The following is a 22,264-nucleotide window of genomic DNA, read 5'->3' as shown; positions in this document are numbered from 1 at the left end:
GCCGGCTCAAGCCAGGCAGTGCCGGGCCATGGCCTCGTAGTGGGGCCGCGCTTCGTCGGCGATCCGCCGCAGGTCGTCGGGAAGTGGCGGATAGGCGGCCCGCGTCGGCGGCTCGAAGCCGGTCGAGCGCTCCACGCTGTCGTACCAGGCCGGCGCCCACACCCCGTCGCTCGCGCGCCGTCCCGCGGGCCAGCGCAACATCGCGGGATCAAACGGGATGCCGAGCGCCGCGCACAGGCGTCCGAGCACGCCGGGCGGGTCGGCCAGCACGTCCTTGCCCCTCACAACCGGCGGGGCCCGCCCCAGCCGGTCGGCCTCGCGTTCGAAGATCTCCCGCTGGCGCACGATCCCGATGTCCTGGAGCGCCGCCTCGCCCCGCTTCTGGACGTAGGAGGCCAGCACCTCCGCCGGGTCCCGGATCAGGAAGGCGTTGACGCGTTCCGCCGTCCAGTCGAGCCCGAAGCCGTCCAGCATGTGGTGCGCCATCTGCTTCTCGTAGACGACGGGCGCGTCCAGGCGCTCCAGCTCGTCCACCACCTCTCGCCAGTCGGTTGGCTGCGACGCCAGCACCTCTTCACGCATCGGATGGTCGAGACCTGTCTCGGCCAGATAGGCGGCGTAGAACGGCTCGTCGACGACGACGCAGTCCGGCCGGTTCTCGAAGCTGCGCATCATCGCCGTCGAGATGTTGCGCGGCCCTGACCACATGGCGACGCGGATCGTCATAGGCCCGCCTCCCGGTCCTTCAGGCGCTCGTAAGCCGCCCTCAGCTTGGCGGTCACCGGCCCCGGCAACGCGTCCGGCAGGCTTCGTCCGTCGATCTCGCGCACCGGCGTCAGGCCGCCGAAGGTGCCGGTGACGAAGGCCTCGTCGGCGGCGCGAGCGTCCTCCACCAGGAAGTCGCCCAGGACGAGCGGCACGCCCTCTTCGCGGCACAGGGCGATGATGTTCGCCCGGGTCACCCCGTTGAAGCAGTAGTCGCCTTTCGACGTCCGCACCTCGCCGTCCCGCACCCAGAAGAAGTTGGTCGCGTTGCAGCTCGCCACGAAGCCGTGTGGGTCCAGCATCAGGGCCTCGTCGCCACCCTTGTCCATCACGTCGATCAGCGCGCGGATCAGGTTCAGCCGGCTGTGCGAGTTCAGCCGCATGTCGAACATTTCGGCCGGCGTGCAGCGGATCGACGAGGTCACGAGCGAGAGGCCCCGCGTCACGATCTCCGGCGACGGCTGCTTGTATTCGGCCGTGATGACGATGGTCGGCCGGCCCAGCCAGTTGCGCGGGTCCTGGTTCACCGCCGCCTTCTCGCCGCGGGTCACCATCAGCCGCAGGTGCGCGCCGTCCTCCATGCCGTTCGCCGCCAGCGTCCGCTCGATCTCGGCGGTGAGCTCGGCCGGCGAGAGCCCGATGTCGAGGGCGATGTCCTTAAGCCCCCTGTACAGCCGCTCCAGGTGCGCCTCGAGGAACAGCAAACGGCCTTTGTGCAGCCGCAGGCCTTCCCACACGCCGTCGCCCAGCACGAACCCGGCGTCGAAGATCGAGACCTTCGCGTCGGCGCGCGGCACGAGCGCGCCGTTCACGTAGATCTTCAGATCCGCATTGCGCGGGTCGGCGGCGAAATCCTGGCTTCCGGCCATCCACTCCCCCAACTGTCATCCCGGTTTCGGCGCAGCCGAAGACCGGGACCCATAGACTCCGAGCCGCCGGTCTCGCGCAAGCCGCGCCGCCGCGCTTCACCTGCGGCCGGCAGGCGCTTATGGGTCCGGACAGGCGCTCGCGCGCCTTCCCGGGACGACACGTTGATGCAGGAGTGCGCGCATGAGCTTCATCGGTGGATCGAGCGTCGAACGCGAGCTTTCCGAGCTCGCCTCATGGCCCAACCCCGCGCCGCCGATCGCGCGCGAGGAGCGGGAGGCGCGGCTCGCCAAGGCGCAGGGCCTGATGGCCTCCATCGGCGCCGACGCCATGATCATCGGCGCCGGCGCATCCCTCCGCTACTTCGCCGGCGTGGCCTGGGGCGCCACCGAGCGGCTGGTGGCGATGATCCTGCCGCGTTCCGGCGAGCCGGTGATGATCTGCCCGCGGTTCGAGGAGGGTTCGCTGCTCGCCTCCCTCGGCGTCGAGGCCTCGCTGCGCCTTTGGGAGGAGCACGAGAGCCCCTACGACCTCACCGCCCAAGTGCTGCGCGAGCTCGGCGCCGAGAGCCTCGCTGTCGACCCGGCGCTGGCCTTCGTCATGTTCGACCGCCTGCGCATCGCCGCTCCTGAGGTGCTGATGACCAACGCCGAGGCGGTGGTCGACGGCTGCCGGATGGTGAAGTCGCCGGCCGAGCTCGCCCTGTTGGCCCAGGCCAAGGCCATGACCCTGGAGGTCCATCGCCGCGCCGCCCGCATCCTGCGCGAGGGCATCACCACGACCGAGGTCCGCCGCTTCATCGACCAGGCCCACCGTGCGCTCGGCGCCGACGACGGCAGCTCCTTCTGCGCCGTGCAGTTCGGCGAGGCCTCGGCCTATCCGCACGGCCTGCCGGGCGAACAGCAGCTCAAGGACGGCGACATCGTCCTCATCGACACCGGCTGCCGGGTGCAGGGCTACAACTCGGACATCACCCGCACCTACGTTTTCGGCCAGCCCACCCAGGAGATGATCCGCATCTGGGAGGTGGAGAAGCGCGCCCAGGCCGCCGCCTTCGCGGCCGTGAAGCCCGGGGTCCCTTGCGAGGAGATCGACGCCGTCGCCCGTCGCGTGCTGGAGGCGGAGGGCTTCGGCCCTGACTACCGGCTGCCCGGCCTGCCGCATCGCACCGGCCACGGCATCGGCCTCTCGATCCACGAGGCGCCCTACCTCGTGCGCGACGACAGGACCCCGCTCGCGCCGGGCATGTGCTTCTCAAACGAGCCCATGGTGGTCGTGCCCGGAAGCTTCGGCATCCGCCTGGAGGATCACTTGCACGTGACGGAAACCGGCGCCGCCTGGTTCACCGAGCCGCAGCCCGCGATCGACCGTCCCGCGTGAACACCGCCGCCCGCCTGCAAGCCGCGCTCGAGCTGATCGAGGCGGTGGAGCGCGCCCCACGTCCGGCCGATGCGGTGGTCTCGGCGTGGTTCCGGGGCCGCCGCGATCTTCGCGACGAGGATCGTGGCGCGATCTCCGGGCTGCTCTACGGCGTGCTGCGCCATCACGCGCGGCTCGGTTGGTGGCTGTCGAAACACGGCCGCCCGCCCACGCCGCGCAACCGGCTCCTCGCCTGGCTGGCGCTGGGCCAGGGCAAGACCCGCGATCAGGTCCAGCGGCTGTTCAGCGGCGGCCGCTTGGCGCCCCCGCCGCTGACCGAGGACGAGCGCGTCCTGCTCGGACGCCTGCAAGGCTCCACGGCGGACCATCCCGAGATGCCCGAGGACGTCCGCGCCGAGTGTCCGCCCTGGTCGCTGGAGCCCCTGCGCCGCCACTTCGGCGACGCCTTCCCTCGCGAGATGGCGGCCATGCTGGAGCCGCCGCCGCTCGACCTGCGCGTCAATCCGCTAAAGGCGACCCGCCCGGCGGTTCTGCAGAACCTCCGCCGTCTGGGCTTCGCGGCCGAGGAGACCCGGCTTGCGCCGAACGGCGTCCGCCTCAAGGAGCGCCCGTCGCTGTCCCGTCTGCCGATGCTGAAGACAGGCGAGGCCGAAATCCAGGACGAGGGCTCCCAGCTTGTAGCCATGCTGGTTGACGCCAGGCCCGGCGAGCGCGCGGTTGATTTCTGCGCCGGCGCCGGCGGCAAGACGCTCGCGCTGGCGACGCAAATGGAGAACCGCGGCCACGTGGTCGCCTGCGACGTCTCCGAGGCGCGGTTGAAGCGCGCCGCCCAGCGCTTCCGGAACGCCGGGCTGCACAACATCCAGACCCGCGTGCTCAGCGGCGAGCGCGACCCCTGGGTGAAGCGCCACAAGGGCGGCTTCGACCGCGTCCTCGTCGATGCGCCGTGCAGCGGCACGGGCACCTGGCGGCGAAATCCCGACGCGCGCTGGCGCTCCCATGACGGGCTGGAAGCCCTCACGACGCTGCAGGCGAACATCCTCGACAGCGCGGCGCGCCTGGTGAAGCCTGGCGGGCGGCTGGTCTACGCCACTTGTTCGCTGGTCCCAGAGGAGAACGAGCGCCAGGTCGAAGCCTTCCTCGCCGCCCATCCGGACTTCCAGGTGCTGCCCCAGGAGGCGGTCGCGGACTCGGCCCATCCGGCCTACCTGTCGCTGACGCCTGCCCGCCACGGCACGGACGGCTTCTTCGCCGCCGTGCTGACCCGCGTCACTTCCGGATCGGCACGCCCTTCGTCGTGAACTTCGTGCCCGGCCGGCGCCCGCGCGGGGCGGGGCGGCCGGTCCCGACGGGCTGGTGCGCCGGGATGAGCTGGTCGGGCCGGGGTCCGATCAGGTCGGCGCGGCCCATCGCCTTCAGCGCCTCGCGCAGCACCGGCCAGTTCTCCGGATCGTGGTAGCGGAGGAACGCCTTGTGCAGCCGCCGCTGCCGCAGGCCCTTCACCGTCTCCACCGTCTCGCTCGCGCCCCGCCGCACGCCGCGCAGCGGATTGACGCCCGAGTGGTACATCGCCGTCGCCGTCGCCATCGGTGAGGGGAGGAAGGTCTGCACCTGGTCGGCCCGGAAGCCGTTCTTCTTCAGCCACAGGGCGAGGTTCATCATGTCCTCGTCCGTCGTGCCGGGGTGCGCGGCGATGAAGTACGGGATCAGGTGGTACTTCTTGCCCGCCTTCTTGGCGGCGGCGTCGAACATCGCCTTGAACCGGTCGTAGGTCCCGATCCCCGGCTTCATCATCTTGTCGAGAGGACCTTCCTCGGTGTGCTCGGGCGCGATCTTCAGGAGGCCGCCGACGTGGTGGGTGACCAGCTCCTCGACGTACTCCGGGCTCTCGACGGCCAGGTCGTAGCGGACGCCCGACGCGACCAGCACCTTCTTCACGCCCTTCACCTCCCGCACCTTCCGGTAGAGGCGGATCAGGTCGTCGTGCGACGTGTTCAGGTTCGGGCAGATGCCGGGGAACACGCAGGAAGGCCGCCGGCAGGCCGCCTCCACCTTCGGGTCCTTGCAGGCCATTCGGTACATGTTGGCGGTCGGCCCGCCGATGTCCGAGATCACGCCGGTGAAGCCCGGCGTCTTGTCCCGGATCTGCTCGATCTCCTGCAGGATCGAGGCCTCGGACCGGCTCTGGATGATCCGCCCCTCGTGTTCGGTGATCGAGCAGAACGTGCAGCCGCCGAAGCAGCCCCGCATGATCGTCACCGAGAAGCGGATCATGTCCCACGCCGGGATCTTGGCGTCGCCGTAGGCCGGATGCGGCGCCCGCGCGTAGGGCAGGTCATAGACCGCGTCCATCTCCTCGGTGGTCAGCGGGATCGGCGGCGGGTTCAGCCACAGGTCGCGATCGCCGTGCCGCTGCACCAGCGGCCGGGCGTTGCCGGGATTGCTCTCCCGGTGCAGCACCCGGTTGGCCCGGGCATAGGCCTCGGAGTCCTTGTCCACCTGCTCGTACGACGGCAGGCGGATGACCACGTCGCCGGGCTTGCGCGAAGCGCCCTCGTCGGCGCTGTCCAGATCGTCGGCGGGCAGTTCGACGTAGTGCTCCGGCACGCGCCGGAACAGCGCCACGCCACGCACGTCGGCGAGGTCCCGCGGCGCCTCGCCCGCGGCCAGCCGCCGCGCCACCTCGACCACGGCCCGCTCGGCGTTGCCGTACAGCAGCAGGTCGGCCTTGGCGTCGGCCAGCACCGAGCGGCGCACCTTTTCCGACCAGTAGTCGAAGTGGGCGATCCGGCGGAGCGACGCTTCGATCCCGCCCAGGATGATCGGGACGTCCTTGTAGGCCTCGCGGCAGCGCTGCGAATAGACGAGCGTGCAGCGGTCCGGTCGCTTCCCGCCTTCGCCGCCGGGCGTATAGGCGTCGTCGCTGCGGATCCGGCGGTCGGCCGTGTAGCGGTTGACCATGGAGTCCATGTTGCCGCCGGTGACGCCGAAGAAGAGGCGCGGTTTGCCCAGCGCCTTGAACGGCTCGGCCGACTGCCAGTCGGGCTGGGCGATGATGCCGACGCGGAAGCCCTGCGCCTCCAGCAACCGGCCGATGATCGCCATGCCGAAGCTCGGGTGGTCGACGTAGGCGTCGCCCGTCACCAGCACGATGTCGCAGGCGTCCCAGCCCAGGGCGTCCATCTCCGCCCGGCTCATCGGCAGGAACGGAGCGGCGCGCGCTCCGGTGCGCGCGATCTGGCAAGCCCCGGAAATCAAGGGCGCTTCGGTATGGGCCTCGATTTCCATGGCGCCTGAGGGAATAGGCGCGGCGACCGCGAAGTTCAACCCGACGAGGCGTCGCGGCGCAGGGGAGCGCGTGGGGTTACGGGCCCGCAGTTGGCCAGGGCTTGAGCGTGGTCGTATCCCGCAGTTGCCGCAGCCTCTCAGGTCGGCGGCGCGGCGCGGCGTCCCTCCGCGGTGAGCCAGCGGGCAAAGGTATCGACAGCAGGCGACCGTCCATGCGTGGGCGCTATGAGGTGGAAGCGCGTGGGGAGCCGGGCGAAGCCCCAGGGTGCGATGAGGCGCCCCTGTTCGATGTCGGGGGCGGCGAAGGCCCAGGCGGTTATGGCTACGCCCAGGCCGGCCGCCGCCGCCTCCAGCATGTAGGCGTTGTGCTCGAACGAGGGTTCAGCGGAGGCCGCAGGGAGGTCCAGGCCGACGGCCGCCGCCCATTGCGCCCAGCCCTCTGGAAAGGTCTCGCTGTGGAGACGCGGCAGGCGCAGCGCCTGTCCGAGGTCGTCCCCGGCTTCGGCAAGCCGAGAGGGCGCGAGCACGGGCCCGAACGCATGGGCGAGGAAGGGCCGGACGGTCATGCCGTGGGGCGCAGGTCCCCGGTGGAGCCGGATGGCGGCGTTGACGCCCAGCGCACCGAAGTCGACTGAGGCGCTGTCCTCGACGACGCGGATCCGCAGCTCCGGATGGCTTGCCGCCAGGGTCGGCAGGCGCGGGATGAGCCATTTCATGGCGAAGGTGCTGGGAGCCGAGACGATCAGGTCTTCCGACACCTGGGCGCCCGGCAGTGCGGCGGCGATCTGTGCGAAACCCGCCGCCGCCGCTTCGGCCAGCTTTCGCGCGGCCGGGGTCAGGGTGAGGCCGTGCCTGGGGCCGGTGATCAGCTTCGCGCCGAGCTGCCGCTCCAGCGCCTTGATCTGCCGGCTCACCGCGCCGTGGGTGACCCCCAGGATCTCCGCGGCGCGAACCATGGAGCCGGCGCGGGCGAAGGCCTCGAAGGCCTGAAGGCCCTTCAGCGACGGCAGACGGTGGCTCGCCATGTGATCTCAGCTCACATCTTACGGCGGCTTAGTCGATTGCGACGCGTCCTCCAAGGTCCGATCGATGGGTGGTCACCAAGGAGCGCCCATGATCCCCTTCGCACAGCGGTTCGCGGAACTTTCCCGGGCCCGGTCGCCCCTCTGCATCGGCCTCGACCCGTCGGAGGCGCTGATCCGCCGATGGGGGCTGTCCGCGGATGCCGAAGGCTTGCGCACTTTCTGCGGGCGCGTGCTCGATGCCGTTGGTGACCTCGCGGCGGTGGTCAAGCCTCAGGCGGCGTTCTTCGAGCGGTTCGGCGCCGAAGGCATGGCAGAATTCGGAGCCGCCATCCGGCGGATTAGGGCCCAGGGCAGCCTCGCGTTGATCGACGCCAAGCGGGGCGACGTGGCCGGTACGATGGAAGGCTACGCGGCCGCCATGCTGGGGCAGGACGGCGGGTTCGGGGGCGACGCCGTCACCCTGAACGCCTACCTCGGCTTCGACGCGCTGCAGCCTGTCTTCGAGCGAGCCCAGGCCGAGGGCGCAGGCGTGTTCGTCGTGGTCCACTCCTCTAACGCCGAGGGCCGCACACTGCAGTGCGCGCGCCACCCGGATGGTCGGACAGTCTCCGAGGCGCTTGCCGACGCCGTGACCCGGTTCAACGGCCCCTCGACGGCTGTTGGCCTGCTCGGCGCGGTGGTGGGGGCTACCCTGGCGGCGGATGACGCCGGCTTGCTCGACCGGTTGCCGCGCTCCCTGATCCTGGCCCCCGGCGTGGGCGCCCAGGGGGCCAGCATCGCCGACGTCGCGGCGCGGTTCGGCGCGGCGCGGGGCCGCGTCCTGCCATCGGTATCGCGTGACGTGCTGGCCCGAGGCCCCGAGCCTGACGTCTTGCGCGAGGCGATCCTGCGCTACCGCGATCAGGCTTGGGCGCTGTCCGACGGCGCCGCCTGATCCTAGGCTGCGTCCTCCGCCGGCGTCGCCGCCAGCGTCTGCTGCAGGGCCTTCAGCAGCTGTTCGGGCTTCATCGGCTTCTCGACGACCGCGTTCATGCCGGCGGCCCTGTAGCCCTCGGCGTCGTCGGGATCGGCGTTGGCCGTCAGCGCGATGATCGGGATCCGGCCGACCGTCCCGGGCAGGGCGCGGATCGCGCGCGTCGCGGCCACGCCGTCCATGCGCGGCATGCGGATGTCCATCAGCACGAGGTCGAAACGGCCGGTGCGGACGGCATCGACCGCCTCCAGGCCGTCCTCGGCCGCTTCCGAGGTGCACTCGAACATCTCGACGAGCCCCTGCGCCACCATGCGGTTGGTGGCGTTGTCGTCGACGACCAGAACGTGGGCGGCTCGCGGGGCGGCGAGGGGCTCCTCGGCGTCGGCTTCCGGGGCCCGGGCCAGCGAAAGGCTGAAGCTCAGGGTCTCCGATGCGCCCGGCGTCGTCTCGTGCCCGAGCGTGCCGCCCATCGCCTCCAGCACCCTCTGGGCCAGCATCGCCGAGATCGCCGCCTCCAGGCCCAGGCGGCCGTCGATGGCGCGGATGCGGCTCTCGAGGTCCTCGCCGTTCCAGGCCTGGCTTCGGGCGCCACGGACGCAGCCCTCCAGGCGCAGGCCCTCCCCCTCGGGCGTCGCGCGCAGGGTGACTTCCACGGCGCCGCGCCCACGCGAGCCCACCGCCTCGCCGATCAGCCCGTCGAACACCTGCATCAGTCGCGCCGGATCGGCGAGGGCGCAGGCTTCCGGCGGACCGTCATAGGAGACCAACAGGGTGACGCCGACGTGGGAGGCCCGGCGGCTCCAGGCCTCCTGCACCTGGTCGGCGAACTCGCGGAGGCGGACGGGGGCGGGCGACAGCGCCGGGGCCTCGCGGGCCGTGGCGCGGAGGTCGAAGGCGGCGTCCAGCAGGCGGCGAAGGCCTGTCGCAGCCTCGGCGATGCCCTCGACGCAGGCCTGGGCGTCGGCGGCGAGCCGGCGGTCCGCCAGGCGATCGGCGAGCGCCCGCACGCCGTCCAGCTGCTGCCGGATATCGGCGCTCACGCGTTCGAAAAAGAACTCGGGCAGGGACATGAGGGCGCCGGACGCATTGGAACTGACCGCGCCACTATGGGGCTCACCGCTTGCGCAGAGGTTAAATTGCGCAACTCATAGTCGTGTAAAAAAGAAGGCTGGCGGACCGGTGGGTCCGCCAGCCAGTGGCGCTAATGGGAGGAAACGCGCCGAAGAAACTAGAAGCGGTACTGCAGCTCCACGCCGTAGGTGCGGGGCTGGATCAGGCCGCGGGTGATGGCCGTGCGGGTCTGCACCAGCGACGTCGTGCCCGGGTTCGGATTGTCGAAGATCGCCGTCGGCGTCGTCGAGCCGTTCGAGGTGAAGCCGCGGTTGTCGAAGGCGTTCTTCACGAAGCCGATGACCGTGTAACGGTCGTCGGCGTCGTTCCACAGGACGCGGAAGTCGGCGACGTCGTAGGCCTTCACCCGGTTCGCTTCGCTCTTGAACGGCTGGTAGTAGGTCTTGTCCGTCCAGGTGTAGGTCGCCGACAGGATCAGGTTCCCCGGGCCGAACTCGAAGGTGTAGTTCGCGTTGCCGGCGAACTTGTGCTTCGGCGACTGGTAGATCCGCGAGCCTTCCAGGGTCTGGAACACCAGCCGGGTGCCGTTCGAGGTGGTGAAGCCGCCTTCCGGCGTGGCGTTCGGATCCAGGGCGCCCGGGTCGGCCGGATCGTAGAAGCAGCAGCCCGAGGTGATCTCGGTGTGCAGGTAGCCGTAGCTGGCCGACAGGTCGAGGTTGTCGATCGGTCGCCAGATGGCTTCCAGCTCCAGGCCGTAGGCTTCGGCGTCGACGTTGACGAAGTTGTTCGCCGCCGCGGTCTTGGCGGCGTTGAGCTGCGACAGGTTGAGCTGCAGGTCCTTGTAGTCGTTGTAGAACGCCGCGGCGTTCACCTGCAGGCGACCGGCGAAGGTCTTCTTCAGGCCGACTTCGAAGGCGTCGACCTGCTCCTGGTCGGCCTGCGGGTCGGGCGCCAGGGTGCCGAGCAGGAAGCCGCCCGACTTGTAGCCGCGGCTGTACTTGGCGTAGCCGAGCGTGTCGCTGTCGGGCGTCCAGTCCAGGTTGAGGACGCCGGTGACCGCGTCCCAGCTGTCCTTGAGGCGGCGGCTGTTTTGCGCGCCGTTCGCCGCAACGCCGTCCAGGTCGGTGGAGACGTCGAGGGCGACGAGGCCCGCGGCCGGGCCGGCCGGCAGGGTCGGGGTCAGCAGGATGAGGCGCTGCTGCTCCCAGCCGTTCTTCTTGTCCTTGGTGTAGCGCAGGCCGGCCGTCACGGCGAACTGGTCGCTCAGCTCATAGGTCGCCTGGCCGAAGACGGCATAGGCCTTCGAGTTCAGCTCGGCCTGGCTGTCGGCGAAGTTGCCGGTGGGGTTCGGCGCGGCGGGGGTCCCGGTCAGCGCGCTGATCGGGTTGCGCAGCTGCGGCTGGTTCGGGTTCGCGAGCTGGACGCGCTGCTTGTACTCCTCCTCGTACTGATAGAGGCCGAGGATCCAGCGCAGCGGGCCGTCGCCGTTCGAGGTCAGGTTGATCTCGTTCGAATAGTACCGCTTGTGCTCGTTGAAGTCGGTGGTCTGGGTCGGGAAGTACGGCGTGGGCAGGATCCCGACGATGGGCGCCGTGCGGCTGGTGTTATCGTAGTCGCCGCCCGTCTGATAATTGTACTGCTGGAAGCCGCCGATGTAGCGCAGGTCGGCGAAGCCCAGGTCGTAGGTCACCGTCGTGGTGATGACGTGGTTGCCGCGCAGCTGCCCGTAACCGTCCGTGTTGGTGTTCATCACGTACGGGTCTGCGACGCCCGGGTTCGGCGTCGTGTAGCCGAACTGCGGGTTGATCTGCAGCTGGCCGATGGGACCGAACACGCGGGTGGTGTCGTAGGGCGTCGTCAGGTTGGCCAGGCGGTCGCCCACGCCCGTGGTGTCGTCCCAGACCGAGCGGTTGTAGCGGACGAAGATGTCCAGCTTCTCGGTGGGCTCGGCCTCCATCTGGAACTCGTAGTAGGTCCGCTTGATGGTGGCGCCGTCGTTCGCGGGGCCGATGTTCTTGATGAAGCCCTTGCTCTGGTCTTCATGGCTCGCGCCGATCTTGAAGCGCAGGTTGTCGGCCACCGGCAGCGAAACCACGCCTTCGATGCGATAGCGGTCGTAGTTGCCATACAGCGCGCGGATTTCGCCGCCGTATTCCTGGCTGGGACGCTTGGAGACCTGGTTGATGGCGCCGCCGATGGCGTTGCGGCCGTAGAGCGTGCCCTGGGGCCCGCGCAGGATCTCGGTCCGCTCGATGAACAGCGGGGTCTTGAACAGCTCCGACGACGAGGCCGAGTAGAAGCCGTCCGAGTAGGAGGCCACGCCCGGGTCGTTGCCGATGTAGAAGGTGTTGCGGCCGGCGCCGCGCAGGCTCACCCGGTCGGTGCCCGAATAGTTCATCCCGGGCGTGAAGTTCACGAAGTCCTGGATGCCGGTGATGCCGGCGACGTCGCGCTTCTCCGAGGTGAAGGCCGACACCGCGACCGGCACGTCCTGCAGCGACTGCTCGCGCTTCTCGGCGGTCACGACCAGTTCGTCCAGCGTGGCTCCCGCGGCGGCGTCCTGTGCCAGGGCGGGGCCGGCCACGGCGGCCAGGGTCAGGGCGGAAGCGCTTGCAGCGAGCAGGCTCCGCACGTGAGCGGATCGGGACATGGATCTCCTCCCAGGGCGCGCGGTCGCAAAGGCCGCCGCCTCTTGCTTCGAATCGTTCTGATGGCGGGCGCGGGGAGGCGCCCGGGGCGGGGACCCTCAGGCTCGCCGGCGGCGGGCGTCAACTCATCGGTGATAACCTAAGCGCGGCTTTTTGCCGGCTGTTGCGCAAGTACCGCACTTTCAAATCGGCTGCACAAAAGTGAACGGCGCTCGACGAAGCGCCATACCTGTCGCTCAAAAGAAGAGGGCGGCGGATCGCTCCGCCGCCCTCGCAGGCCATATGCGCCGGTCGTCAGAACGACTTCGAAACCCAGATCCCGTAGGTCCGCGGCTCGGTGTAGAACACGTTGCGGAAGAGGCCCGAGCTGTCGTCGGTCAGGTAGAAGTCGGTGACCGCCGTCTCGTTCGTGGCGTTCTTTATGAACGCCCCCACTTCGACACCCATGTCCGGATTGGCCACGGTCAGCGTCAGGTTGACGTTTTCCCAGCTTCTGATGCGGTCCGCGTCGGAGTTGTAGATCCGCGCGAACGTCTTGGTCTGCTTGTAGTAGTCGCCCCGCAGGGTCGCTTCCCAGTCGCCGAAGTTCATCGTGTACTGGGCGCCCAGCGACAGCGTCCACTTGGGCGCATTGGGCAGCTTGTTGCCGTCGAGGTCGACCGGCACGCCCTCCGACACCAGGCCGTCCACCCCGGGGATGCCCGCGAGGCCGAAGACGTTGGTGCCCGCCGCGATCGCACCCGTGCCGCCGATGTTGGTTCCCGCGCCGGCGTTCGAGGCCGGCGTGCAGAGGCCCAGCAGGTTGAACGGGTTGCTGGCGGAGGCGGCCAGGGCGGCGAGGGCGGTGGCCCGCGAGACCACGCAGTTCGACGCCGCGCTCGACTTCACCAGCACCAGGTTCGGATTGCCCTGCGTGCGGTTGAAGGTGTCGATCGACGTCCCGTTCTTGATCTCGGTGTCGAGGTAGCCGATCGCGGTGTTGAACCGCAGGCCCTCGATCGGCTGCCAGATGCCCTCGAATTCCGCGCCCATCACCTTGGCGTCGATGTTCTCGTTGATCGAGGTGCGGTTGATGATCTTCGAGACCTGATAGCCTTTGTAGTCGTAGTAGAAGCCGGTCAGGTTGGCCTGCAGCGTGCCGCCCGCGAAGGTGTTCTTCGTGCCGATCTCGTAGGCGTTGATGAACTCGGGCTCGAAGGTCTCGGAGACCGGCACCACCCCGACGCCGGGGCTGAACGGCGGGTTCAGGCCGCCGCCCTTATAGCCGCGCGAGTAGAAGGCGTAGACCAGCGTGTCGTCGCTGAAGGCCAGGTCGGGCTTCCAGTCGAAGCCGATGCGCCCCGTCGGCTCCTTGAACTTCACCTCCTGCAGGGCCCGCGGGATGGGCCCGGCCCCCGGCACGGCGAGCGAGACGGTGTGGGCCAGCACGCGCTTGTCGTCGACGGTGTAGCGCAGGCCGAGCGTCCATTTGAAGGTATCGGTCATCTGCCAGTAGAGCTCGCCGAAGGCGGCGTACGACATCAGCCGGTAGGGGCCGTAGCTGTCGTAGTAGTTGTGGCCGAGCCGGGTGGGGTCGGCGCCCGGATCGACCGCGATGCAGCCCGCGCCGCTGACGCAGTTCGGATTGCCGGTGTTGAGCAGGTTCTGGATCTGGACGTAACCGGTGCCCGTGTTGAACATCACGTAGTAGTCGCCGGTCGTGTCGTACTTGGTGATCAGCCCCCCGACGCTGAAGTTGAGGGGGCCGTCGAAATCGGATTGCAGCCGCACTTCGTGGCTCCACTGCTCGGAATAGCCCGAGGAGATATCGCTCGTGGTGAAGCGGTTCTGCGGTCCGTTCTGCGGATCGTTGATCACCCCGCCCGGGAACAGCAGGCTGTAGATCGCGCCGTAGCCGCCGGGAATGGGCGCGGCGGCGAAGGCGTTCACCGGGTTCGGAGTGGTGTTGAACGTTGAGGACGGCAGGTAGCGATTGTAGTCCTGCCGCGTGTACAGCTTGTTGAAGCTGTAGGCCGAGAGCCAGCTCAGCGTCAGCTGGTCGGTCACGTCGAACTCGGCATTGAACTGGTAGATGTCGGTCTTGGCTTTGTAGATCGGGTCGAACAGGGACTCGATGTCGCGCACGTCCGCCGTCTGCATCTTGCCGGCATAGGCGTCGCCGGTCTGGAAGCCGCCGAGGGCGGCGAACAGGCCGCCGAGAGTCGCCTGCGAGTTCACCGTGCCGAGGGCGCTGGGATCGTAGAGCGAGGTGGGCAGGCACCCCTGGCTGAACAGGCCGCGCTGGATCTGGGCGATGGGCGGAATGGCGGAGTAGGGCGCCCCGATGCTCGCCGGGCCCAGGTCCTTGGTGCAGAGCTGCTTGCCGATGCGCGAGCGGTTGTCGTGCTCCTCGAAGTGGTCGAGCAGGAGCCAGGCGCGGAAGCGCTCGGTCGGATTGAACGAGATGGTCGCCCGGCCGCCCCACAGGTCGCGGTCGTCCGCGTCGTTGCCCGTGGCCAGGTTCGTCCCGTAGCCGTCGCGCTTCAGGTAGTTGCCGGCCAGCCGCACGGCGAAGATGTCGCCCAGCGGCATGTTGATCATGCCCCGGAGCTTGATCGAGTCGTAGTTGCCGTATTCCGCCCGCGCATTGGCCTGGAACGTGTCGACGGGCTTGGCGGTGATCAGGTTGACCACCCCGCCGGTGGCGTTGCGTCCGTAGAGGGTGCCTTGCGGACCGCGGAGCACTTCGACGCGCTCCATGTCGTAGAACTCGGTCTCGAACAGGTTGTTGGCGATCAGCGGGCTGTTGTTGAGGTGGATGCCGGTGCCGGCGTCGCCCGAGGCGGCGACCAGCTTCGAGCCGATGCCGCGGATCTGGAAGTTGTAGCCGGTGAAGTTCCCCTTGGAGAAGTTCACGTTCGGCACGGCCAGGACGAGGTTCGGGCCGCCGTCGATCTTGGACTTCTCCAGGGCGTTCTGGTCGAAGGCGGAGACGGCGATGGGCACGTCCTGCAGCGCTTCAGCCTGGCGCTGAGCCGTGACGACCAGTTCTTCGATGACGTTTCCGCCGGTCGTCTGAGCCGAGGCCTGTGTGGCGAAGGCGCAGATCACGCCGAACGACACGCCAGCAGCCAGCACGCCGCGAAGGCTTGCAGTCTTCATCAGTTTTCCTCCCAGAGGCTCGGGCTCTTTTCGGCCCTCGTCGCCAGTCCGCCGCAGAAGACGTGTCGTCGGGAGTGCGGCGTATCCCCCGGCGACTTGGCTGTGAGGCTCGCGCTGGATGACGCTGGTGTCAACGAACGCCGTTGGGGTGTCCGGTCTGAAACATGTGGGTTGGGCACCCGCTGTGGCGCCGGCGACAACAGAGCTTCCGTAACGTCGCTTCCCCTCGCGGCCCTTCCGGCCCATATGGGGCCGATGACCGACGCCTCCGCGGCTCTCGTCCTGTTCTCGGGCGGCCAGGACTCCACCGTTTGCCTGGCCTGGGCCCTCGACCGCTATTCGCGCGTCGAGACGGTGGGCTTCGACTACGGCCAGCGCCACGCCGTGGAGCTTCAGGCGCGTCAGGTTGTCCGCGCTCGGATCGCCGCCGAGTTTCCCCGGTGGGCGAAACGCCTGGGCGACGACCACATGCTGGACATGCGAGGCTTCGGCGCCATCGGCGGCACCGCCATGACCGAGGAGCGCGCCTTCGAGATCACCGGCAAGGGCCTGCCGAACACCTACGTGCCGGGCCGCAATCTCGTCTTCCTGACCTATGCCGCCGCGCTGGCCGACCGTCGGGGCGTGCCCGTGCTCGTCGGCGGCATGTGCGAGACGGACTACTCCGGCTATCCGGACTGCCGGCGCGAGGCCATCGACGCCATGGCGCGGGCGCTGAACCTCGGCATGGCGCAGGACTTCCGCATCGAGACGCCGCTGATGCGGCTCACCAAGGCCGAGACTTGGGCGCTGGCCAAGCAACTCGGCGGCGAGGCGCTCGTCTCGGTGGTCGTGGAAGAGAGCCATACCTGTTACCGCGGCGAGCGCGGCGAGCTGCACGCCTGGGGGCACGGCTGCGGGACCTGTCCGGCCTGCGAGCTGCGCGCCAAGGGGTGGGACGCGTGGGCGGCGGGAGGCCGTCCCGAGCTGGTCGCATGAGCTATGCGGTGAAGGAGATCTTCCTCACCCTTCAGGGCGAGGGGGGGCAGGCCGGTCGGCCGGCGGTGTTCTGCCGTTTCGCCGGCTGCAATCTCTGGTCCGGCCGCGAGGAGGACCGGGAGAAGGCCGTCTGCACCTTCTGCGACACCGACTTCGTGGGCATGGACGGGACGGGCGGCGGGCGCTTCGCCGACGCCGAGGCCCTGGCGATCGCCGTGGAGGCCGAATGGACCGGCGGCGCCGAGGACCGTCTCGTGGTTCTGACCGGGGGCGAGCCGCTGCTGCAGGTGGACGCGGCCCTGATCGACGCGCTTCATGCGCGGGGCTTTTCGATCGCGCTCGAAACCAACGGCACGCTGCCGGTTCCTGAGGGTATCGACTGGATCTGCGTCAGCCCGAAGGCCGATGCGCCCGTGGTCCAGACCCGTGGCCAGGAACTGAAGCTGGTCTTCCCACAGGCCAAGGCCATGCCCGAGCGTTTCGAGCACCTGGATTTCGAGCGTTTCCTGCTCCAGCCCATGGACGGTCCTGACCGCGTCGCGAACACACAGGCGGCCATCGCCTATTGCCTCGCGCACCCCCGCTGGCGTTTAAGCGTCCAGACCCACAAATATCTTGGCATCGCGTAGGGCGTCCGCCCGGCGACCAGACATGACCTAGATGAGCCAGCCAGTCTTCGAGATCACCAAGGCCGCCACCTTCGACGCGGCCCACTATTTGGAGGACGGTCCGCAGCACCGGCCGTACTCGCGCCTGCACGGTCACTCGTTCAAGGTGGAGGCGACGGTGCGCGGTCAGGCGCAGGAGCCGGTGGGCTGGGTGGCGGACCTCGCCGACCTCGATGGCGCGCTGAAGGGCGTCGCGGCCGAGCTCGACCACGGCCTGCTCAATGAGAAGCCGGGACTGGAGCGGCCGACGCTCGAGCACCTCTGCCTCTATTTCGCCGAGCGGCTGAAGCCGCAGTTCCCCGGGCTCTCGCGCATCGTGGTCTCGCGACCGACGATCGGCGAGAGCTGCGCGATGGCGGTGCCGGCCTAGTTCTCGTCCTCGTCCTTGTCCCCGCCCCCGGGGATCACCGCGCCGACGACGGCGCCGGTCGCCTTCACGCCCGTTCCGACCACCGCGCCGGTGACGCCGACGGCCGTCTTCGTGGCCGCGACGGCCAGGCAGCCGGAAAGCATCAGGCCTGCGCCGCCCACGGCGGCGAGGCGGAGGAGGATGGACGCGGTCATGCAGGGCTCCGGAGTTGAGCGCCCTATTTGGCGTGGACCGCGGTCGGGATTGAGGCCGAGGGCCTGCGACCTATCGCCTTAGGTCTTCTTGGAGTCGGTCGCGCGCCGCCATGGCCCGTTGAACTCGGGGTCGGCGCGACGGCGGCGGTCTGGGCCGAAATAGTCGCCGGTCCGCACGAAGGGCCGCGCGTGCTCGACGACCTGATGGATCCGTTCGACGACGCCGCGGGCGGTGAGCGGCTTGGCCAGGAACTCGTTCACCCCGGCGTCCCGCGCCTCGTTCACCCGGGCGAAAGTGGAATGGCCGGTGATCATGATCACGGGCGCGAGCTGGTTGGGACTGTCGGGCGAGTTCCGGAGGAGCCGGACGAAGTCGATGCCGTCCAATGGCTGCATCGACAGGTCCGTCATGACGATGTCGATCGCATGGTTGCGCATCATCTGGAGGCCCTCGGCCCCGTCGTTCGCCTCGTAGATCTCCTTCACGCCAAGCGCTCGCAGGATCTCGGCCAACAGCACCCGCATGTGGTGGTTGTCGTCGACGAGCAGGACTTTGAGCAGGTCGTACCGCAAGGGTGGCCCGACATCTTTCTTCAGACGGCCGCCCCAGAACTCAAGGTTAAGGCGGAGCGCGCTGAATAGGTACGCGTGTTATCCGGGTCAATGGCGTTGCAGCCGCGCGACGATGGCTAAGCTGCTGAGTTCAGTAGCTTATTGACGTATTACTACTGGGTGTCCGTCGGGTAGGCGACCTATCGTCCCGGCATATGAACCGCGCCGCCCGTCTGCGCGCGGTGGCGGAGGAAGGCGTCGGCCAGCACGCACGCGGTCATCGCCTCGACCACGGGGACGGCGCGGATGCCCACGCAGGGGTCGTGACGGCCCTTGGTGCGAAGCTCGATTTCCTCGCCGGCCTCGTTGATGGACCTGCGCAGGCTCAGGATCGACGACGTGGGCTTGAAGGCGACGCGGGCCGTCACGGCCTGTCCGGTGGAAATGCCGCCCAGCACGCCGCCGGCCTTGTTGGAGAGGAAGACCGGGCCGTCGTTCCCCATGCGCATCTCGTCGGCGTTCTCCTCGCCCGACAGCGCCGCCGAAGCGAAGCCCGCGCCGATCTCCACGCCCTTCGCGGCGTTGATCGACATAAGCGCCGCGGCAAGCTCGGCGTCCAGCTTGCCGTACAGGGGCGCGCCCCAGCCCGCTGGCACGCCAACCGCCTCCACGACGACCACCGCGCCCGTCGAAGAGCCGGACTTGCGCACCGCTTCCAGGTGCTCTTCCCACACCGGGACGATCTCCGGATCGGGCGCCCAGAACGGGTTGTCCCCGGTGGCGCCGAAGTCGATCCGCTCCGGGTCCACCGCATGCGGGCCAATCTGCACCACGGCGCCCCGGATCACGACGTCGGGCAGGATCTTGCGCGCGATCGCGCCGGCCGCCACGCGCGCCGCCGTCTCGCGGGCCGATTGCCGACCGCCCCCGCGATAGTCCCGCACGCCGTACTTGGCGAAATAGGCATAGTCGGCGTGGCCCGGCCGAAACGCCTGGGCGATCTCGGAATAGTCCTTCGAGCGCTGGTCGACGTTCTCGATCATCAGCGAGATCGGCGTGCCCGTGGTCACCTGTCCGGCGGTTCTGTCGTCCTGGAACACCCCCGACAGGATGCGGACGGCGTCCGGCTCCTGACGCTGCGTGACGAACTTGCCCTGGCCCGGCCGGCGTCGGTCCAGCCAGGGCTGGATGTCCGCCTCGGTCAGCGGCACGCCCGGCGGGCAGCCGTCGACCACGCAGCCCAGGGCGGGCCCGTGGCTCTCGCCCCAGGTTGTCACGCGGAAGAGATGGCCGAAGGTGTTGTGCGACATGTCCGGCCGTCTCTAGCCCAGCCTGCGCCGCATCTCCAAACCGGCCCGCGTCGCCCTAGGCCGCCCATGCGGCGGCGAAGCGGCGGAGCAGCGACACGGCGGCGCTGTCCATCGCGCTCGACGACGGGGCGAGGCGGATGAAGAGATGGCCCTTCGGATGCTTGCCGCGGGCCGGCAGGCCCTGGCCTTCCAGGCGTACGAGGCCGCGTTCGGCGGCCTTCCGGGTGACCCACACGATCCGCTTGCCCAGAGGCGTGTCCATGCTGATCCGGCCGCCCTTCCTCAGGGTGGCGGGCGACAGGTGGGCCGTCATCCAGAGATCGTGCCCTCGGACCAGCACGCCCGCGTCGGCCTTCACGTAGAGTTCCAGCATGACTTCGCCGGCCCGAACCTTGTCGCCGCAGCGGAGGCCGGCCGGGAGGGTGATGCGCAGGGTCCGGCCGTCGGCAAGCCGGTGCTCGACGACCCCGCCCAGCAGTGCCGTCACCGGAGTGATCGTCAATCGAGGGTCCGCTGTCGGCGCCGCAGGGCGACGCGCGGGCGGCGGAGCCAGGCCGTCGTCGAGGATCGGATTGCGGAGCCGGCGATAGGCCTCGACCACCTGGCGGAAAGCGCCGTCGCTGCCGCCGCCATCGGGATGCGCGCGCTTGGCGGCCTCGCGAAAGGCGGCGCGGACCTCGGCCGGGGTGGAGAGCGAACTCACGCCCAGCACCTCGCGCGCCGTCTTGAGCGTCATCTCGGAGCGGGCCCGTGCCATCGACCGAACCCTCGCCCGGCAGGGTTAAAGGCCCGGTTAAATCTCGCAGGCCGCGAACGCTGCGCGTATATCGGGCCGGTGACCGACAAGACCCTGATCCCGCCGTCGCCCTCCGAGGACGACTACGTCCGCCAGGTGACCGCGGCCGAGCCGCCGCCGCTCTTGAGCGAGACCGATCCCTTCGCGCTGTTCCGCATCTGGCTGCAGGAAGCCGGCGCGAAGGAGCCCAATGACGCCAACGCCATGGCGCTCGCCACCGTCGACGAGTCCGGCCTCCCGGATGTGCGGATGGTGTTGCTGAAGGACGTCGATGAGACGGGCTTTGTCTTCTACACGAACCTCGAGAGCGCCAAGGGCCGGCAACTGGCGATGCAGCCGAAGGCCGCCCTGCTGTTCCACTGGAAGTCGCTGCGCCGCCAGGTGCGCGTGCGCGGGACGGTCTCCCCCGTGACGCCCGAGGAGGCGGACGCCTATTTCGCCACCCGCGCCCGTCCGGCCCAGCTCGGCGCCTGGGCGTCGGACCAGTCGCGGCCGCTGACCGACCGCCTGGCGCTGGAGAAGAAGATCGCCGAGGCCGGCTTGCGCTTCGGCCTAGGAAAGGTGCCGCGCCCGCCGCACTGGTCGGGCTTCCGCGTGGCTCCCGAGACCATCGAGTTCTGGCGCGACCGGCCGTTCCGCCTGCACGAACGGCTCGTTTTCGCGCGCGCCGGAGCCGGCTGGACCACGACCAGGCTGTTCCCTTAAGGGCCGAGCATGAGTTCCGCGTCCGAGGCCGAGATCGTCGCCTTCCTGAAGGCCCGCGCCCCGCGTCAGATCGACACCGCCTGCGCCCACGTCTTCCTGGCCGACGAGACCGCCTGGAAGATCAAGCGCCACGTCGACCTGGGCTACGCCGACTTCTCGACCGCCGCCCGCCGGCTCTGGGCGCTGGAACGCGAGCTGGAGTTCAACCGCACGGCGGCGCCCGACATCTACCGGGCGGTTCGCCCGATCACCCGCGAAGCCGACGGCGCCCTCGCGCTGGAGGGGCGGGGCGAGGCGGTCGAGTACGTCCTGGAGATGCGTCGCTTCGACGAGCGGGAGGTGCTGGCCGCCAAGCCGGAGGCGGTGAACGGCGAACTCGCCGAGGCGCTCGGCCGGGCCATCGCCGGCTTCCATGTGGCCGCCCCGCTGCGGCCCGAGGGCGGTCTCTCGGCCATCGCCTTCACCGTCGGCTCGAACGCCCAGCTGCTCCGCGAGACCTGCGAAGGCCTGGACCCGGGCCGCGTCGAGCACATGATCGCGCTCACCGACGCCGAGCTGGAGCGCCAGCGGCCGCTGCTGGCCGCGCGGACGGCGTCCGGGTTCTCGCGGCGCTGCCACGGCGACCTGCACCTCGGCAACATCCTCATGGAGGCCGGCCGGCCCGTCCTCTTCGACTGCATCGAGTTCAATGACCTGCTGTCGGACCTCGACGTTCTCTACGACCTCGCCTTCCTGCTGATGGATCTCGACTTCCGCGGCCGGCGCGACGCCGCGGTCCGCGTGCTGTCGGCCTATATGGACGAGGCGGCCCGCACGTTCGGCGAGGCCATCTGGGGCGGCCTTGCGACGCTGCCGCTGATGCTGGCGGTGCGCGCCGGCGTCCGCGCCCACGTCGAGGCGCACAGCGGACGGGCGGACGTCGCCCGCGCCTACGTCGAGGCGGCTATCGCCCACCTGGCGCCGCAGTCCGCCTCGCTGCTCGCCGTAGGCGGCCTGTCGGGCTCGGGCAAGTCGACGTTCGCACGCGCCGCGGCGCCGGCGCTCGGCGCGTCGCCCGGCGCGGTGGTGCTGCGCACCGACGAGATCCGCAAACGGATCCTGGGCGTCGCCCCCACCCAGGGCGTCTCGCGGGAGGCCTACACGCCCGACCTCCACCTCCAGACCTACGACACGCTGTTCGCCAACGCGGGAGACCTGCTGCGGGCGGGCCGCTCGGTGGTGCTGGACGCCACCTTCACCGCGCCCGAGATGCGCCTGCGCGCCGAGGCGCTGGCCGCCGAGTGCGGCGTTCCCTTCGAAGGCGTCTGGCTGGAAGCGCCGCTCGAGGTTCTCGAGGCCCGGGTGGCGGGGCGCACCGGCGACGCCTCGGACGCCACCGTCGACGTGCTGCGCGGACAGGCGCAGGCGCTCGATCCCGACATCCTTTGGGCGCACGTCGACACCTCCGGCTCGGCGCAGGCCGCGGCGCAGGCCTGGAGCGCCGGGCGCGGGCGCTAAGTCGCTGACTCGCGTTGCCTAAACGCGAGCGCCTCT

19 protein-coding genes are annotated in these 22,264 nt (G+C 69.6%); 8 read left to right on the top strand and 11 right to left on the bottom strand.

Annotated elements, in window-relative coordinates; translation table 11 throughout:
* Window positions 1-6: 6 nt before the first annotated feature.
* Both ACO2Q0_RS18005 and ACO2Q0_RS18000 read right to left on the bottom strand, forming a co-directional pair.
* Window positions 7-726 carry a hypothetical protein gene (locus ACO2Q0_RS18005; protein WP_423352914.1) on the bottom strand — a complete coding sequence of 240 codons (720 nt, stop codon included), beginning with the start codon at window positions 724-726 and terminating at the stop codon, window positions 7-9.
* On the bottom strand, window positions 723-1,634 hold the full coding sequence (locus tag ACO2Q0_RS18000; RefSeq protein ID WP_423352913.1) for an aminotransferase class IV: 912 nt from the start codon (window positions 1,632-1,634) through the stop codon (window positions 723-725). The genes ACO2Q0_RS18005 and ACO2Q0_RS18000 overlap by 4 nt, the downstream gene beginning before the upstream one ends.
* Before the next feature lie 181 nt (window positions 1,635-1,815).
* Here ACO2Q0_RS18000 and ACO2Q0_RS17995 point away from each other — a divergent pair, with 181 nt between their 5' ends.
* Together ACO2Q0_RS17995 and ACO2Q0_RS17990 are read left to right on the top strand one after the other, a co-directional pair.
* A complete protein-coding gene (locus ACO2Q0_RS17995; protein ID WP_423352912.1) occupies window positions 1,816-3,012 on the top strand; it encodes a M24 family metallopeptidase in 1,197 nt (398 codons plus the stop codon).
* On the top strand, window positions 3,009-4,313 hold the full coding sequence (locus ACO2Q0_RS17990) for an RsmB/NOP family class I SAM-dependent RNA methyltransferase (protein WP_423352911.1): 1,305 nt from the start codon (window positions 3,009-3,011) through the stop codon (window positions 4,311-4,313). The genes ACO2Q0_RS17995 and ACO2Q0_RS17990 overlap by 4 nt, the downstream gene beginning before the upstream one ends.
* On the opposite strand, the gene ACO2Q0_RS17985 is transcribed toward ACO2Q0_RS17990, so the two are convergent.
* Both ACO2Q0_RS17985 and ACO2Q0_RS17980 read right to left on the bottom strand, forming a co-directional pair.
* Window positions 4,282-6,300, bottom strand: a complete 2,019-nt coding sequence (locus ACO2Q0_RS17985; protein WP_423352910.1) for a YgiQ family radical SAM protein — start codon at window positions 6,298-6,300, stop codon at window positions 4,282-4,284. The genes ACO2Q0_RS17990 and ACO2Q0_RS17985 overlap by 32 nt on opposite strands.
* A 137-nt stretch (window positions 6,301-6,437) precedes the next feature.
* Window positions 6,438-7,325 (bottom strand): LysR substrate-binding domain-containing protein, encoded by an 888-nt coding sequence (locus ACO2Q0_RS17980; protein ID WP_423352909.1) that lies wholly within the window; start codon window positions 7,323-7,325, stop codon window positions 6,438-6,440.
* 88 nt (window positions 7,326-7,413) lie between these two features.
* On the opposite strand from ACO2Q0_RS17980, the gene pyrF reads away from it, so the two are divergent.
* Window positions 7,414-8,259 carry an orotidine-5'-phosphate decarboxylase gene (gene pyrF / locus ACO2Q0_RS17975; protein ID WP_423352908.1) on the top strand — a complete coding sequence of 282 codons (846 nt, stop codon included), beginning with the start codon at window positions 7,414-7,416 and terminating at the stop codon, window positions 8,257-8,259.
* Between the two features lie 2 nt (window positions 8,260-8,261).
* Here the strand turns inward: pyrF and ACO2Q0_RS17970 are convergent, their stop codons facing one another.
* The 3 genes from ACO2Q0_RS17970 to ACO2Q0_RS17960 form a co-directional block, all read right to left on the bottom strand.
* Complete coding sequence (locus ACO2Q0_RS17970) at window positions 8,262-9,368, bottom strand: response regulator (RefSeq protein WP_423352907.1); 1,107 nt, start codon at window positions 9,366-9,368, stop codon at window positions 8,262-8,264.
* 158 nt (window positions 9,369-9,526) lie between these two features.
* Window positions 9,527-12,019, bottom strand: coding sequence for a TonB-dependent receptor (locus tag ACO2Q0_RS17965; protein ID WP_423352906.1), 2,493 nt, complete (start codon window positions 12,017-12,019; stop codon window positions 9,527-9,529).
* A gap of 292 nt (window positions 12,020-12,311) precedes the next feature.
* Window positions 12,312-15,158, bottom strand: coding sequence for a TonB-dependent receptor (locus tag ACO2Q0_RS17960; RefSeq protein ID WP_423352905.1), 2,847 nt, complete (start codon window positions 15,156-15,158; stop codon window positions 12,312-12,314).
* Window positions 15,159-15,413: 255 nt separating this feature from the next.
* Here ACO2Q0_RS17960 and queC point away from each other — a divergent pair, with 255 nt between their 5' ends.
* Genes queC through ACO2Q0_RS17945 form a run of 3 tightly spaced genes read left to right on the top strand, consistent with a single transcriptional unit; the run spans window position 15,414 to window position 17,174 of the window.
* Window positions 15,414-16,136: a 7-cyano-7-deazaguanine synthase QueC gene (gene queC / locus ACO2Q0_RS17955; RefSeq protein ID WP_423352904.1), complete on the top strand. Its 723-nt coding sequence runs from the start codon at window positions 15,414-15,416 to the stop codon at window positions 16,134-16,136.
* Window positions 16,133-16,765, top strand: a complete 633-nt coding sequence (queE, locus tag ACO2Q0_RS17950; protein ID WP_423352903.1) for a 7-carboxy-7-deazaguanine synthase — start codon at window positions 16,133-16,135, stop codon at window positions 16,763-16,765. Before queC ends, queE begins: the two co-directional genes overlap by 4 nt.
* Window positions 16,766-16,796: 31 nt before the next feature.
* Entirely contained in the window at window positions 16,797-17,174 is a 378-nt protein-coding gene (locus ACO2Q0_RS17945) for a 6-pyruvoyl trahydropterin synthase family protein (RefSeq protein ID WP_423352902.1), read from the top strand.
* Here the strand turns inward: ACO2Q0_RS17945 and ACO2Q0_RS17940 are convergent.
* The 4 genes from ACO2Q0_RS17940 to ACO2Q0_RS17925 all read right to left on the bottom strand — a co-directional run bounded on the left by ACO2Q0_RS17940 (window position 17,171) and on the right by ACO2Q0_RS17925 (window position 19,987).
* Window positions 17,171-17,368: an NF038104 family lipoprotein gene (locus ACO2Q0_RS17940; RefSeq protein ID WP_423352901.1), complete on the bottom strand. Its 198-nt coding sequence runs from the start codon at window positions 17,366-17,368 to the stop codon at window positions 17,171-17,173. The two genes, ACO2Q0_RS17945 and ACO2Q0_RS17940, sit on opposite strands and share 4 nt — an antisense overlap.
* Window positions 17,369-17,446: 78 nt before the next feature.
* On the bottom strand, window positions 17,447-17,941 hold the full coding sequence (locus ACO2Q0_RS17935) for a response regulator (RefSeq protein ID WP_423352900.1): 495 nt from the start codon (window positions 17,939-17,941) through the stop codon (window positions 17,447-17,449).
* 179 nt (window positions 17,942-18,120) lie between these two features.
* A complete protein-coding gene (gene aroC / locus ACO2Q0_RS17930; protein WP_423352899.1) occupies window positions 18,121-19,230 on the bottom strand; it encodes a chorismate synthase in 1,110 nt (369 codons plus the stop codon).
* A gap of 55 nt (window positions 19,231-19,285) precedes the next feature.
* Window positions 19,286-19,987 carry a DnaJ C-terminal domain-containing protein gene (locus ACO2Q0_RS17925; RefSeq protein WP_423352898.1) on the bottom strand — a complete coding sequence of 234 codons (702 nt, stop codon included), beginning with the start codon at window positions 19,985-19,987 and terminating at the stop codon, window positions 19,286-19,288.
* A gap of 78 nt (window positions 19,988-20,065) precedes the next feature.
* On the opposite strand from ACO2Q0_RS17925, the gene pdxH reads away from it, so the two are divergent.
* Window positions 20,066-20,731 carry a pyridoxamine 5'-phosphate oxidase gene (gene pdxH / locus ACO2Q0_RS17920; protein WP_423352897.1) on the top strand — a complete coding sequence of 222 codons (666 nt, stop codon included), beginning with the start codon at window positions 20,066-20,068 and terminating at the stop codon, window positions 20,729-20,731.
* Window positions 20,732-20,740: 9 nt separating this feature from the next.
* Window positions 20,741-22,228 carry an AAA family ATPase gene (locus tag ACO2Q0_RS17915; RefSeq protein ID WP_423352896.1) on the top strand — a complete coding sequence of 496 codons (1,488 nt, stop codon included), beginning with the start codon at window positions 20,741-20,743 and terminating at the stop codon, window positions 22,226-22,228.
* The last annotated feature ends 36 nt before the right edge of the window (window positions 22,229-22,264 follow it).

Origin of the sequence: Phenylobacterium sp. VNQ135 (assembly GCF_049445735.1) — a bacterium.
In the GTDB taxonomy this organism is placed as follows: domain Bacteria; phylum Pseudomonadota; class Alphaproteobacteria; order Caulobacterales; family Caulobacteraceae; genus Phenylobacterium.
This window is presented reverse-complemented; position numbering and strand designations above follow the sequence as displayed.